This is a genomic window from Sphingomonas sp. Leaf34, from assembly GCF_001421805.1.
GTDB lineage: Bacteria > Pseudomonadota > Alphaproteobacteria > Sphingomonadales > Sphingomonadaceae > Sphingomonas.
Window position 1 is genome coordinate 357,553 of sequence record NZ_LMLC01000005.1, and the last position, 14,437, is coordinate 371,989.

At 67.2% G+C, this 14,437-nt stretch carries 12 protein-coding genes; 3 read left to right on the forward strand and 9 right to left on the reverse strand.

What is annotated here, in order from left to right:
• Positions 1-114: 114 nt before the first annotated feature.
• Complete coding sequence (locus ASF00_RS16040) at positions 115-831, reverse strand: c-type cytochrome (protein WP_055881612.1); 717 nt, start codon at positions 829-831, stop codon at positions 115-117.
• A 105-nt stretch (positions 832-936) separates the two neighbouring features.
• Between ASF00_RS16040 and ASF00_RS16045 the strand changes: the two genes are divergently transcribed.
• Entirely contained in the window at positions 937-1,839 is a 903-nt protein-coding gene (locus tag ASF00_RS16045) for a prephenate dehydratase (protein WP_055881615.1), read from the forward strand.
• A gap of 143 nt (positions 1,840-1,982) precedes the next feature.
• On the opposite strand, the gene ASF00_RS16050 is transcribed toward ASF00_RS16045, so the two are convergent.
• The 3 genes from ASF00_RS16050 to ASF00_RS16060 are packed head-to-tail and all read right to left on the reverse strand — an operon-like array spanning position 1,983 to position 4,409.
• The gene (locus ASF00_RS16050; RefSeq protein ID WP_443024420.1) at positions 1,983-3,389 is read right to left on the reverse strand and encodes an ATP-binding protein; all 1,407 of its coding nucleotides are present in this window, start codon (positions 3,387-3,389) and stop codon (positions 1,983-1,985) included.
• 19 nt (positions 3,390-3,408) lie between these two features.
• Entirely contained in the window at positions 3,409-4,074 is a 666-nt protein-coding gene (locus ASF00_RS16055) for a response regulator transcription factor (protein ID WP_055881618.1), read from the reverse strand.
• Positions 4,075-4,097: 23 nt separating this feature from the next.
• Complete coding sequence (locus ASF00_RS16060) at positions 4,098-4,409, reverse strand: hypothetical protein (RefSeq protein ID WP_055882382.1); 312 nt, start codon at positions 4,407-4,409, stop codon at positions 4,098-4,100.
• Between the two features lie 121 nt (positions 4,410-4,530).
• Here ASF00_RS16060 and ASF00_RS16065 point away from each other — a divergent pair, with 121 nt between their 5' ends.
• Positions 4,531-6,306, forward strand: a complete 1,776-nt coding sequence (locus ASF00_RS16065; RefSeq protein WP_055881620.1) for an ABC-F family ATP-binding cassette domain-containing protein — start codon at positions 4,531-4,533, stop codon at positions 6,304-6,306.
• Positions 6,307-6,395: 89 nt separating this feature from the next.
• The gene (locus ASF00_RS16070) at positions 6,396-6,644 is read left to right on the forward strand and encodes a hypothetical protein (RefSeq protein WP_055881624.1); all 249 of its coding nucleotides are present in this window, start codon (positions 6,396-6,398) and stop codon (positions 6,642-6,644) included.
• 42 nt (positions 6,645-6,686) lie between these two features.
• Here the strand turns inward: ASF00_RS16070 and ASF00_RS16075 are convergent, their stop codons facing one another.
• The 5 genes from ASF00_RS16075 to ASF00_RS16095 are packed head-to-tail and all read right to left on the reverse strand — an operon-like array spanning position 6,687 to position 14,338.
• A complete protein-coding gene (locus ASF00_RS16075; protein WP_055881627.1) occupies positions 6,687-7,490 on the reverse strand; it encodes a DUF815 domain-containing protein in 804 nt (267 codons plus the stop codon).
• 52 nt (positions 7,491-7,542) lie between these two features.
• On the reverse strand, positions 7,543-9,543 hold the full coding sequence (locus tag ASF00_RS16080) for a tetratricopeptide repeat protein (protein ID WP_055881630.1): 2,001 nt from the start codon (positions 9,541-9,543) through the stop codon (positions 7,543-7,545).
• Positions 9,536-10,894 (reverse strand): PEP-CTERM-box response regulator transcription factor, encoded by a 1,359-nt coding sequence (gene prsR / locus ASF00_RS16085; RefSeq protein WP_055881633.1) that lies wholly within the window; start codon positions 10,892-10,894, stop codon positions 9,536-9,538. The genes ASF00_RS16080 and prsR overlap by 8 nt, the downstream gene beginning before the upstream one ends.
• Positions 10,891-12,930, reverse strand: coding sequence for an XrtA/PEP-CTERM system histidine kinase PrsK (gene prsK / locus ASF00_RS16090; protein WP_055881635.1), 2,040 nt, complete (start codon positions 12,928-12,930; stop codon positions 10,891-10,893). Before prsK ends, prsR begins: the two co-directional genes overlap by 4 nt.
• 19 nt (positions 12,931-12,949) lie before the next feature.
• Complete coding sequence (locus tag ASF00_RS16095) at positions 12,950-14,338, reverse strand: TIGR03013 family XrtA/PEP-CTERM system glycosyltransferase (protein ID WP_055881638.1); 1,389 nt, start codon at positions 14,336-14,338, stop codon at positions 12,950-12,952.
• Positions 14,339-14,437: the final 99 nt, after the last annotated feature.

Consider the following 14,437-nt stretch of genomic DNA (forward strand, 5'->3'; position numbering starts at 1 on the left):
CGGGATGACGGAGTGGAGCGGGATAGGACCGTAAACGGCGCCCCCTAATCCTGGAACCATCCTCCCCTACCGATGGGAGGATGAAGCCTCGCCGATCATCCCGGCCTGGAGCCATTACTTCTCCGAGCGGGCGCCCTTGCGCGCTGCTTCGGGATCGACCGACGGCGCGCCGGAGGCGGGCGTGCCGGTGTTGGCGATGTCCGCGGTGGGGGCGCCCTCGGTTGCTGCAGCTTCCGCGGCGTTCGCGGTCGCGGGCTGATCCTTTGCCGCCGCGTCCTTCGCCGCCGGCGCAGCGCCGGCCGCAGGCGCCGCCGGGAGCGGCAGGTTCGAGCCCTGCTGGTTAAGATACAGAATCACGTTCGCGCGGTCCTGCGCGTTGCCAAGGCCCGCGAACGTCATCTTGGTGCCGTTGGCGAACTTGCGCGGGCTGGTCAGCCACGCGTTGAGCTTGTCGAAATCCCACTTGCCGCCGACGCCGGCGAGCGCCGCCGAGAAGGCGTACCCGCCCTTGCCCTTGGCGATTTCCTCGCCGACGGTGCCATACAGGTTGGGGCCGACGCCGTTCGCGCCACCCTGGTTGATGGTGTGGCAGGCGGCGCACTTCTTGAACACTTCGGCACCCTTGGCGGCGTCGGCGGTCGGCAGCAGCGAGGCGATCGGCACGTCGGCGGCGGCACCGCCCGCGCCTTCCTCGACCACGCCCTCAATCGCGTAGCCCATCTTCTCGGGGCGTTCGCCGTGGAACATCATCCCACCGACGATCGACAGTCCGAGCGCCGCACCACAGCCTGCGAGCACCCAGCCGGCGATCGTATTGGTCCGATTGTCCATATTGCGCGTCCGCCCCTGTTCTGTTTGGGACAGCCATAGAAAAGGCGGGCGCGCACCGCAAGCCGCGCTTGAACATGCGCCACGGCCCCATTACCCGCCCGGCGCATGGAAAACTTCGCCGCACCCGCCCGCCCCATCGTCGCGCGGATGACAGAAGCCGCCGCTGCCGATCCCGCGCGCGCCGTCGCATTCCAGGGCGCGCCGGGCGCCAACAGCCATGTCGCGGCGGTCGAGGCGTTCCCGGATGGCCTCCCCCTGCCCTGTTTCGACTTCTCGGACGCGATCGACGCGGTGAAGGACGGCCGCGCCGATTGCGCGATCATCCCGATCGAGAATTCGCTGCACGGTCGCGTCGCCGACATTCACTTCCTGCTGCCCGAATCGGGGCTGGTCATCACCGGCGAGCATTTTCTGCCGATCCGCCACGCGCTGATGGGGACAGGCCCGCGCGACGGAATCCGCCAGGCGATGAGCCACCCGCAGGCGCTCGGCCAGTGCCGCCACTGGCTTAAGGCGCACGGGATCGAGCCGGTGAGCTATCCCGACACCGCGGGCGCCGCGGCGGTCGTGGCCGAGCTTGGCGATCCGGCGATCGCCGCGCTCGCGCCGCCCGCGGCAGCCGGATTGTACGGGCTGGAACTGCTCGCGACCGACATCGCCGATGCGGATCACAACACGACGCGGTTCGTGGTGCTGGCGCGGGGCGGCAAGCCGCCCGCGGCGCAGGAGCCGGTCGGGGGCGAATGGATGACGACGCTGATCTTCGAGGTGAAGAACGTGCCTGCCGCGCTGTACAAGGCGGTCGGCGGCTTTGCGACGAACGGGGTGAATATCACCAAGCTGGAAAGCTATCAGCGCAACGGGAGCTTCTCGGCGACGGAATTCTATGCGGACGTGGTGGGTAAGCCGGGCGACGCGAATCTCGACCATGCGCTGGAGGAATTGGGGTTCCATTCGAAATGGCTGCGCGTGCTGGGGACGTACCGTCAGGCGCGGACGCGGGGGTAGCCCGATCCTGATCCTCCCCCGCAAGGGGGAGGTGGCAGGCACAGCCTGACGGAGGGGGAGGTAAGGGTAAACCGCTGTTCCGTGCCCGCCCCCTCCGTCGCTTCGCGCCACCTCCCCCTTGCGGGGGAGGATCGTAGGAATTGCTAATTCGCCGCCGGCAACCTTAGCCGCACCAGCAAGCCGCCGAGATCCTCGCTCTCCTCGAGCGAGACCGTTCCCTCGTAGATCTCCGCAACGTCGCGGACGATCGCGAGGCCCAGGCCCGTCCCCGGCTTGCCCGTATCGAGCCGCACGCCGCGATCGAAGATGCGGACGCGCTCCTCCTCGGGGATGCCGACGCCGTCGTCCTCGACGAGGAACTCGACGAACCCCGATTGCGCGCCGACCGTGACGAACACGCTGCCGCCGCCGTATTTCGCGGCGTTCTCGATCAGATTGCCGAGCATCTCGTCGAGATCCTGCCGCTCGACATGGACCTGCAGCCCGCGCGGGCCGGTCACGTCGATCCGGACGTGGCGGTAGAGCCGCCCCACCGCGCGCTCGACCGATTCGAGGCTCGGCCACACATCGGCGCGGCTGTGCGCAGACCCGCGCCGACCCACCGCGCGAGCGCGCGCGAGGTGATGATCGACCTGCCGCCGCATCGTTCGCGCCTCGCGGATGACGGTGTCCGCAAGGTCGTCCGACTGCGCAGTGGCGGCGTTCATGATGACCGTCAGCGGGGTCTTCAGCGCATGCGCGAGATTGCCCGCGTGACGCCGCGCTTCCTCCGCCTGGCGCTCGTTATGCTCGATCAGCGCGTTCAATTCCTCGACCATCGGCGCGACCTCGACGGGCATCGCGCTCGACACGCGGTTCGACTGGCCCGCGCGCATCCGCGCGATCTCCTCGCGCACGCGGCGTAGCGGCCAGAGCCCATAGAAGGTCTGGAGCGCGGCCATCACGATCAGCCCGAGCGCAAGCAGCGCAAAGCTGCGGACGAGCGTGCGGCGCAGCGTCGTGATCTGCGCATCGAGCCCGTCGCGGCTCTGTGCGACCTGGAACCGCCAATGCACCTTGGAGCCCGGGATGACCGCGTCGCGCTCGACGATCCGCAGCTTCTCGTCTTGGAACTGCATGCTGTCGTAGAAATGCGCGGTACGATCGTCGTGCGGACTGCCGAACGCCAACTTGCGATCCCACAGCGACCGCGACAAAAGATCATCCTGTCCCTTTGCAGACACCTGATAATAGAGTCCGGAATAGGGTTCGAGAAAACGCTGGTCGGCGACGGCTTCGCGCGAGAAGATCACCTCGCCCTCAGGGCCGATTTCGGACGAATTGAGCAGCGAGCGCAAAACATATTCGAGCTGGTCATCGAAGTTGCGGGTCACCGCCTGTCGCAATACGCGATCGAGCGCGAAGCCGCCGCCGCTAAGCAGCACCGCGATCCAGACCGCCGCGATCAGGATCATCCGCCGGGACAACGACCCCTTGACCGCGGCCGGCACGCGGATCGGCCCGTCTGCTATCGGTGTCGTCGTCGTTATCGGGGCGTCGGTGACCGGCATGCTATTCATGACGCGACGATCAGGCGTCCGGATCTTCGAGGCTGTAGCCGAGGCCGCGGATCGTCGTGATGACGTCCTGGCCGAGCTTCTTGCGGATGCGCGTGACGAACACCTCGATCGTGTTCGAATCGCGATCGAAATCCTGATCGTAGATATGCTCGATCAGCTCGGTGCGGCTGACGACCTTGCCCTTGTGATGGAGCAGATAGCTCAGCAGCTTATACTCCTGCGCGGTCAGCTTCACCGGTTCGCCGGCGCGCGTGACCTTGCCGCTGCGCGTGTCGAGGCGGATGTCGCCCGCGGTCAGCTCGGACGAGGCGTTGCCCGACGCGCGGCGGATCAGCGCACGAAGACGCGCGATCAGCTCCTCGCTCTGGAACGGCTTGGCCACGTAATCATCCGCGCCCGCGTCGAGGCCGGCGACCTTGTCGGACCAGCTGTCGCGCGCGGTCAGCACGAGGACGGGCATCACCTTGCCCTCTTTGCGCCAGCGATCGAGCACGGTCAGGCCGTCGATCTCGGGCAGGCCGAGGTCGAGCACGACCGCGTCGTAATTCTCGGTCGAGCCGAGGAAATGCCCTTCCTCGCCATCGACCGCGAGATCGATCGCATAGCCGGCCCCCTCGAGCGTATTCTTCAACTGCTGGCCGAGATTCGGCTCGTCCTCGACGATCAGAACGCGCATGATACTCCTCTCGATTGGGGTTTTCAGCGACCCGTGCGGCCGACGATCTGACCGGTGCGGCCATCGACGTCGACCCAGATCACGGTTCCATCGCGCAGGAATTTGAGCGTGTAAATGGCACTGCCCGAATCATAGTCGGAGCCGAGATACTGCGCGCCCCGCATCGTCGGGATCACGCGCGACTCAATTTCGCGCAGCGACGGGGCACCGGTCCTGCGCGCCTGCAACGCCGACATCTGGTCGCTGCGGCGCTGTTCCGCGCCCGCCAGCAGCGGCGCAGCCGCGATCAGGAACGGCGTAGTGGCCAAGGTTGCAAGGAAAAGCAGCATCTTCATGGCGGTGGCATAGGCCTTCCGCATTGAACAGCCTGTGAATAGTCGCGTCAGCCGTCCGACAGCACGAAGCGTGCGAGGTGTAACTTGCCTGCATCACCTCGCCCCCCTACGTGGCGCGGACATGGCAGCACCAATCTTAGCATTCGAAGGCCTCGGGCTCGTCCAGGGCTCGGGATGGCTCTTTCGCAACCTCGACATCCATATCGGCCCGCGTGACCGCCTTGCGCTGATCGGCCGCAACGGTGCGGGGAAGACGACCTTGCTCAAGCTGCTCGGCGGCACCGTTCAGGCTGACGAGGGCCGCAGAGTGATCGTCCCCGGCACGCGCGTCGTGATCCTGGAGCAGGAGCCCGACCTGCGCGGCTTTGCGACGTTGCGCGATTACGTAATGGGCGGCGACGATGCGCCGGTCAGCTACGAGGCGGATTCGATCGCCGACCAGCTCGGCATCGACCTGTCGCGCGAGGCGGGGTCCGCCTCGGGTGGCGAGCGACGCCGCGCGGCGATCGTCCGCGCGCTGGCGCAGGACCCCGACGTGCTGTTGCTCGACGAGCCGACCAACCATCTCGACATCGGCGCGATCGAATGGATCGAGGACTGGCTCAAGCGGTTCCGCGGCGCGTTCGTCGTCATCAGCCATGACCGTACGTTCCTGACGCGGCTCACCAAGCAGACCTTGTGGCTCGATCGCGGCGCGATCCGGCGCGCGGAGATCGGCTTTGGCGGGTTCGAGGCGTGGACCGAGCAGGTCTATGCCGAAGAGCAGCGCCAGGCCGAGAAGCTCGATGCGCGCCTGAAGCTCGAGGAGCATTGGCTGCTGCGCGGCGTCACCGGACGGCGCAAGCGCAACCAGGGCCGCCTGACCAAGCTGCACGAGATGCGCGCCGAACGCGCGTCGATGATCGGGCCGCAGGGGTCCGCGAACCTGACCACCGCCAGCGACGACAGCAAGTCGAAGGTCGTGATCGACGCGAAGAACGTCACCAAGGCGTATGGCGACCGCACGATCATCGGCGACCTGACGCTGCGCGTGACGCGTGGCGACCGGATCGGCATCGTCGGCCGCAATGGCGCGGGCAAGTCGACACTGCTCAAGCTGCTGACCGGCGAGATCCAACCCGACAGCGGCTCGATCAAGCTGGCGCAGACCTTGGACGCGGTCGTGATCGACCAGCAGCGCAGCCTGATGGCGCCCGAGAAGACGGTGCGCGAAGTCGTCGTCGATGGCGGCGAGTGGATCGACGTGCTCGGCGTGCGCAAGCATATCCACGGCTATCTCAAGGACTTCCTGTTCGACCCAAACATGGTCGACGCGAAGATCGGGTCGCTGTCGGGGGGCGAGCGGTCACGCCTGCTGCTCGCGCGCGAATTCGCCAAGCCGTCGAACCTGCTCGTGCTCGACGAGCCGACCAACGACCTCGATCTCGAGACGCTCGACCTGTTGCAGGAAGTGATCGGCGATTACGACGGCACCGTCCTGATCGTGAGCCATGACCGCGACTTTCTCGACCGGACCGTGACGATCACGCTCGGGCTCGATGGCTCGGGGACGGTCGACGTGGTCGCGGGCGGGTATGAGGACTGGGAGAAGCGGCGCGCCTCGACGACCACGGGCAAGCGCGCGTCGAAGAAGGTCGCCGCCACGGCACCGCCCGCCGCCCCCCGTGCGAAGCTGACGTACAAGGACCAGCGCGACTACGAGTTGCTGCCCAAGCGGATCGAGGAACTCGACGCGCAGATGGCGGCGGATGCGGTCAAGCTCGCCAAGCCCGACCTGTACATGCGCGACAATGCCACGTTTGCGAAGCTGACCAAGGCGATCGAACAGGCTCGTGCCGAGAAGGACGCGGCTGAGCTCCGATGGCTTGAACTGGCTGAGATAGTCGAGGGCCGTTAAGCAACTAGAACCAGAGCGAGTTTAGCCAGGAACCAATTGACAAATGTTGCGTTGCAACGCATTGGACGACGACAATTCTGGAGATACTTATGAAGTTCAAGGCTCTTACTGGCGGCGCACTTGCTGCCGCAATGATGACCACCTCGGTCGCAGCATCGGCTGCTCCCGTCTCGAACGCTGCCAGCAGCCTGTCGGTTTCGCATGCGCGTGTCGGTTCGGCAACCACCAGCAAGAACAAGGCTGCCGGCGGCGGTCTGTTCGCACTGCTGATCGGTGCGGGCGTCGTTGCAATCGGCGTCGTGGCGATCGTCAAGGACGACAATTCGGACAGCAACTAAGGTTGCCGGGCCGGCGCTTCGGCGTCGGCCCATCCGTCCGGGCTAGAGCGATTGTCCTGCTCGCCCCACCAGATCGACGATATATTGCCATGCGACACGGCCCGACCGGCTTCCCCGTCGCGTCGCCCAGCCGATGGCCTCGCCCGGCTCGAATGTGAGATCGTACGACGCTGCATAGGCCGCGACGATCGCCAGATACGCTTCCTGATCCAGTGCGTGAAAGCCGAGGCTGAGACCGAACCGGTCCGCCAGCGCAAGATGATCGTCCGCCGAGTCGCGTGGATTAATCGCGCTTTCCTGTTCGGCGATATCGCGCGGCCCCAAATGACGACGGTTTGCCGTTACCAACAACCGGACATTGGCAGGCCGTGGCTCTGCCCCACCCTCCAGCATAGAGCGCAAGCGCCGCGCTTCGGCAGGCACCTCGAACCCGAGATCGTCGACGAACAGCGCAAATGCCCGGTCGACGGGCGCCAACACCGCGAACAGATCCGGCAAGCCGTTCAGATCGGACACCTCGACCAGCGCGAGATCGCCACCCTCGGCCTGGATCGCCGCGACCGCGCTTTTGACCAGTGCCGATTTCCCCGTACCACGCGCGCCCCATAGCAGGACGTCCTGCGCGGCATGGCGCCTGGCGAGGCGGTCCAGATTGGCACGCAACGCCGCCTTCTGCCGATCGAGCCCGATCAGCATGTCGAGCGGCAGTGGTGCAAAGCTTCGTGCCGGCGACAGCGTACCACAACGCCACACATAGGCGGGATGCGCCCGCGGATCGGCGACCGCGGGCGGTGGGGGCGCGAGGCGTTCGAGCGCGGCGGCGATGCGGTCAAGCGGGTCGGTCATCGCCCGGTCTTGGCAATACGATCCGCCCGAGACAAGCGTCCGGCGAAGCGCGTCAGCGCAGTTGGCGAAGATGTTCGGCGATCGCGGCGTCGCCGGGCTCCAGCAGCGCCGCCTTGGTCAGCAATTGCCGCGCCCCCACGGTATCGCCGTCTGCCGCCAGCGCGACGCCATAGCCGTCGGCAGCAGCCGCACGCCCCGGCGCGAGCGTATACGCTGCACGGCCATACCGGACGGCGATCGCACCGTCGTCGCTGCCCGCATACGCCCGTGCAAGATCGATCAAAACGGTACCATCGCGATTGCCGACGCGCCGCCGGACGCCCTCCAGCGTCTCGATCGCGGCGTCGAAGTCGCCCGACGCAACCTGCCAGTGGCCCAGCAGTCGCTGGCCCGCGAGGCTCTGCGGGTTCTGCGACAGATACAGCGCGAGCGCGGCCGCGGCATCGTTCGGACGCCCTGCCCGTCCCAGCGAATCGACCAGCCGCAACACCGTCGGCTCGTCGAACGCCAGGTCGGCGGCGCGCGCATAGACGCCCGAGGCTTCACCGTATCGACCGGCCGACATCAGCACGTCGCCCAGCGCAAGATAGGCGGCAGGTGCGCCGGGTCCGGCCGCGACGAGCGCTCGTCCGCGCGCGATGGCCCCTGCGGTATCACCGCTGGCAATCTGTCCGCGAATCACGCCAAGCACGTAGGTCGGGTCGCCGCCGGCCATCGCCGCGTCCGCCATGAGCGCGCCGATCGCATCGTCGGTCGCGAACACCGCCGCGGGTGCGACCGATGCCGATCCGGCCCGGTCGAGGAACACCGCCGCCGACTGGCGATCGCCGCGCGCTTCGAACGCACGCGCCATGAGCGTCAGCGTGTAGCTGTCGGCGTCGGCGCGGACGCCGATCGGGCGGAGGCTGTCGAGTGCATCCTGCGGACTGTCCGACCGCAGCAGCGCCGCGCCGAGCAACCGGCGCGCGCCGACATTGAGCGGTTGTTGCGCGACGAGTTGGCGCCATGCGGTCGCCGCCTGTTCGAACTTGCCCTGCGCATAATCCAGGCTGCCCGACAGCAGCAGCGCGCCCGGCAGGCCGTCGCTCGCGCCGCCCCGCTGGCGCAGCAACGAACGGGCAAGATCGATCCGGCCCGATCGTGCGGCGAGCACGGCTTGCAGATACAGGGCCTGCGGGCTGCCGGGACGCGCCAGCAGCGCGCGCCGCGTGGCCGCGAGCATCTCGCCATTGCGCCCCGCATCGCCGAGCGTAGCGGCATATTCGATCAGCGCGGGGTGGTAATAGGCATCGCTGTCCAGCGCAGCCTCGAACCATGCAAGCGCGGCGATCGGGCCATATCGGCTGCGGATCACGTCGCCCTGCAGCGTCAGCGCGGCGGGTTCCCTTGGTGCCAGCGTCACGGCCCTCGTCGCTGCGACCGTGGCGCCACCGATGTCGCCCGCGGTCAGGCGAAGCCGGCCGAGATCGGTCCATGCCGCGGCATCGGTCGGGGTTTGATCGAGCAGCGCTTCGAGCGCCGTCCGCGCCTCGACGACCTCGCCCCGCGATGCCCGCGCGCGCGCGCCGATGCGGGCGGCGTAGAGGGCATAGCGCGGCGCCGTCTCGGCAGCTTCGTCGAGCGCACCGTCCGGGTCGCCCTGCAACAGCAGTGCATGCGCGCGCAGCTGATGCAGACGATCCGCCGATAGTCCCGCACCTTCCGCGCGCATCAGTTCGGCTTCGGCGGCAAGCCCATCGCCCAGTTCGAGATAGGCGCGGGCCAGCACCGCATGCGCGATCGCCCAGCTTGGTGCCGCGGTGATCGCCGCCTGCGCGTTGCTTCGCGCCGCGCTGTAATTGCCGGCCTGCAACGTCGTCAGGCTGTCGATAAGCGACTTTCGCGCATCGGGGCGGGGCGAGCGCAGCGCCAGCGTAACGCCGATCGCCACGATGATCGCGCAGAGCAGGCCGATCGCCACCGCGCGCTCGCGATTGCCCATGACGAGGGCAGGCAGTTTCAGCCGCCGCCGTCGCTTGCGCCGCCGCAGCATCGGATAGCGCACCTCAGCCATGCAGGTCGTAGCTCTTCAGCAGGTCGTACAAGGTCGGCCGGCTGATCCCGAGCAGCCGCGATGCGCTCGAAATATTCCCGTCGGCGCGTGCAAGCGCCTGGCCGATCGCTTTACGATCGGCGATTTCGCGTGCGGCGCGCAGGTTGAGCGCGGCGACCGCCTCGCTTGTCCCGTCGAGGTCGAGGTCGGCCGCGGTGACGAGCTTGCCATCGGCCATGATCACCGCGCGCTTGATCCGGTTTTCGAGTTCGCGGACGTTGCCCGGCCAGCCCCACCCATCGATCGCGGCACGCGCGTCGGCAGCAAGTCCGGTGACCACGGGGTTCATCGCCTTGGCGTAGCGCGTGACGAAGTGCCGCGCGAGCAATACCGCATCGCCGGTCCGCTCGACCAGCGCCGGGATCCGCACGACGATCTCGGCGAGCCGGTAGTACAGGTCCTCGCGGAACCGACCGTCCGCGATCATCGCATCGACATTCTGGTGCGTCGCGCAGACGATCCGCGTATCGACCGCGATCGCCTTGCGCCCGCCGACCCGCTCGATCACGCGCTCTTGCAGGAACCGCAACAGCTTGACCTGGAGTGCCAGCGGCACGTCGCCGATCTCGTCGAGGAACAGCGTGCCGCCCGCGGCTTGTTCGATCTTGCCTTCGGTGGTCTTGACCGCGCCGGTAAACGCGCCCTTCTCATGCCCGAACAATTCGCTTTCGAGCAGCGTTTCGGGAATCGCCGCGCAATTGATCGCGACAAAGTTTCCACGCGACCGCGGGGATGCGTCATGCAAGCCGCGCGCGAGCAGTTCCTTGCCCGTGCCGCTCGCGCCGAGCAGCATCACCGAGACGTTGGCGGGCGCTACCCGCTCCAGCGTCCGCGTGACGACCGCCATCTCGGGCGAGGCGCTGATCAGCCCGCCGAACCCGCCGGCCTCGACGCGTGCGGCAAGTCGCCGGTTTTCGGCCTCCAGCGCATGGACGTGGAACGCGCGACCGACGATCAGCCCCAGCGCATCGATATCGATCGGCTTGGCATAGAAATCCCAGGCACCATCCGCGATCGCCTGCAGCGCGCTTTCCCGCGCACCATGGCCAGACGCGACGATCACCTTTGTATCGGGCTTCATCGCAAGGATATCGCGCAGCGTCGCGAACCCCTCGGTGACGCCGTCGGGATCGGGCGGCAGGCCGAGATCGAGCGTGACGACCGCAGGCTCATGTGCGCGGATCGCATCGAGCGCTTGTCCGCGATCGCTCGCGACGACGATCTCATACCCTTCATACGCCCAGCGAAGCTGACGCTGGAGCCCGAGATCATCCTCGACGATCAGGAGGATGGGACGCGCCTTGTCACTCATGCCGCGGCCTCCAGCGAAGCCGCCACGGGCAGCAGGACCCTGAACCGCGTCCCCTCGCCCTCACGGCTGACGACCTCGAGCGAACCACCCATCGCGTGCACCAACTGCCGCGCCTCGAACGCTCCGATGCCGAACCCGGCGGGCTTGGACGAAACGAACGGGCGGAAGAGCTGGTCGCGGACGAAGCCGGGCGTCATCCCGCAGCCATGGTCGATCACGTCGATCGCGACCTGATCGCCGATCGGTTCGATCGACAGCAGGATCGGGTCGTCCATGCCGCTCGCCTCGACCGCGTTCTGGACGAGTTGGCCAAGCACCTGTTCGAGTCGGGCGGCATGCCCGAGCGCCCAGGCCGTGCCGCCCCGCGCGACGATCGGATGCTGCGCCCGGCGGACGCTCGCGACACGCTCGACGATCGCGGCGACCTCAACCGGCTGGAGCGGCTCGCCGCGAACGGGACCGTGCTGCGAAAGGCGGGCGAGCAACGCAGTCATGCGATCGGAAGAGTCCTTGAGCGTGGCGACCATGTCGGCGCGGAAATCGGGGTTGTCGGCATGGCGTTCGGCATTGCGCGCGACCAGCGTCAACTGGCTGACGAGATTCTTGATATCGTGGAGGATGAACGCGAACCGCCGGTTGAACTCGTCGAACCGTGCCGCATCGGCCAGCGCGGCATGCGCCCGGTCCTCCGCCAGATAGCTTGCTGCCTGCCGTCCGGCGACACGCAGCAGGTCGAAGTCCTCCCAGTCCAGCGCGCGGTCGACCGGCGGACGCGCGAGCACGATCGCACCGACCAGCAGGCCGCCGTGCACCAGCGGTACGATCGCCCAGGCTTCGGGGCATTGGCGGACCCAGTCGGGAATGCTTGCGATCTCGTCGCGCGGCGCGCTGCCCGCGCGGACCGGATCGAGCTCGATGATCCGTGCGTCATGCGTCAGATACCGCGCCAGCGCGGCATCCTGCGCGCCATCGGCGGCGCACAGCCAGTTCCACATCGCGCCGGTGCCGAGCGACGCGCCGTCCGGGACCAGCAACAGCCCGCCGGGCGAGTCGGTCAAGTCGGCGATCGCCTTGATGACGCGCATGTCGAGCGATTGGACGCCGATCCCGGGTTTGCCCAGCGTATCGGTGAACCGCAGCCATTCGGCGCGATAGTCATAGCGGTGACGGAAGAGGTGCTTGGCGATCTTGACCCTGGTCCAGGCACGCAGCCATGGCGTCGATACCAGCGTCAGCACCCCCGCCGTCGCGCCGAACACGATCGCGGTCTGCGCTATTCGGGCATAGGCGCCGCCATAGCGCGCCGCGATGCTGGTCGCGAGCGCGGTGATCCCGGCGTAAAGGACCAGCGCCACCGCCGACAGCGCCCGCACCGCGATCGGCCGCGACAAGGCGAGCGTCCAGTCGCCGCTGCGATGCACGCCGACGACCAGCAAGACCGCCACACCGGTCATCACCACGCCGCGCCCGAACACCGTGATCGATACCCAGTTCGCCTCGAAATATATCGTGCCGGCGACGATCAGGTCGACGCCCCACATCGCCGCGAGCGCGAGCACGACCAGTCTGACGCCCCCCCGCGAGGCGGGCGCCGCCTGATAGAGATGGTGGATCAGCACCAGCGCGCTGACCGCCCCCATCATCCGGAACACCGTTCGCGCCGACCCGACCGCGGCGACCGCATCCCCGCCCAGATCGATCCGCTGGACGATCGCCAGCAGCAGAGCGGTGCCGGCAAGCGCCATCACGACGCAGTACACCGCCCCGATCGCATAATTGCCGGCCCGGTCGCGCCGGACGAGTGCGAGCATGAACGCGAGCCAGGCGATATCGCGCGCACCGGCGGCGATCCGCGTGACCATGTCGCGCGCGTCGATCCCGGCGACCCCCAACGCCCACAGGCTCGTCATCACGAGCGCGGTCATGAACGCGGCATGCGGCCAATGCCCGCTGGGGCGCCGGATCTGCGCGAATGCCAGCGCACCGAACAGCAACGCGGCAAGCGCGTGGCTCCACAGGATCATCGTCCCGATCATACCCGTGGCGTGCCGGCGGTCATCGCGCGCCGACCGGCCACAAGACCACGCGGAGTGTCTGCAACAGGATCAGCAGGTCGAGGAACGGCGAATAGTTCTTCGCATAATACAGGTCGTATTCGAGCTTGTGTCGGGAATCCTCGATTGACGCGCCATAGGGATAGTTGATCTGCGCCCAGCCGGTGATGCCCGGTTTCACCATGTGGCGCTCGGCATAGAAGGGCAGCTGGTCCTCGAGCTGCTGGACAAACTGCGGACGCTCGGGGCGCGGACCGACGAAGCTCATCTCACCCTTGAGGACGGTCCAGGTCTGCGGCAGCTCGTCGATCCGGACCTTGCGGATGAATCGGCCGATCCGGGTGATGCGCGGATCGTCCTCCGCCGCCCATACTGCCGTCCCCGCAACTTCCGCATCCTGCCGCATCGAGCGCAGTTTCACGATGTCGAACCCCTCATTGTACAGCCCGACCCGGCGCTGCCGATAAAAGGCCGGGCCCTTCGATTCGAGCTTGATCGCGATCGCGGTCAACACGATGATCGGCAGCGTGATCGCCAGCAACACTCCGCCCGCGATGATGTCGAACGCGCGCTTGAACACGCTCGACAACATCCGGCTGGAGGCGAAGCCATCAGAAAAGATCAGCCAGGACGGGTTGACGCTCTTCAGGTCGATGCGCCCCGTCTCGCGTTCGAGGAAGCTCGATATCTCGCTGACCTGCACCCCGGTGGTCCGAACACGCAGCAGATCCTTCATCGGCAGCGCGTTGCGGCGCTCGTCGAGCGCCAGCACGACTTCGCTGGCATTCTGATCGACGATGTGCGCGGCGAGGTTGGGAATTGCGCTGCGTGGCAGTGCCCCTTGCACCACCGGCTCGGCCTCGCCCATCAGGACGAACCCGGCGACGACGAAATTGACGCCCGGCTGCGCCGACAGGCTCTGGATCCGCGCGGCACGGACACCAGCCCCCAGTACGACGATCCGCCGCTTGAAGGTTTCGCCGCCCAAGGTCTTGCCGAGCAGCGCACGCACCGTCACCAGCAGGACGGTCGCGATCACCGTCGAATATAACAGGTTCGAGCGCCACAGCGCGAGCGGTGGCACCAGGAAGAAGACCAGCGACAATACCATCACGCCGAGCGAGAGCGCGACTGCGAGCCGCGCGGCCGCAAACCGCAGCGAGAGGAACGAAGCGACGCCATACGCACCGACGGCGACCAGCGAGATCTGCAGCGCGATCGAGAATGTCAGCAGCTGCGCGATGCGGCTGTGCATCGGCGTGACCAGCATGCCGATCTGATGCGCACGGATAACCCAGCCGATCTCCGCCGAAACGATCAGCAACACCAGATCGACCAGGCCCAGCATAAGGACCGCGTGAGGTACGTAATGCTTGAAGAGCCGTATCATCGTCCGCTATCCCGACGCATCATTGTAAACGCTACCGACACTGAACCGTATTTGGCAGCAATTCCCCAAAAAAGCCTAAAGACCGCGCTTCGGTTGGAG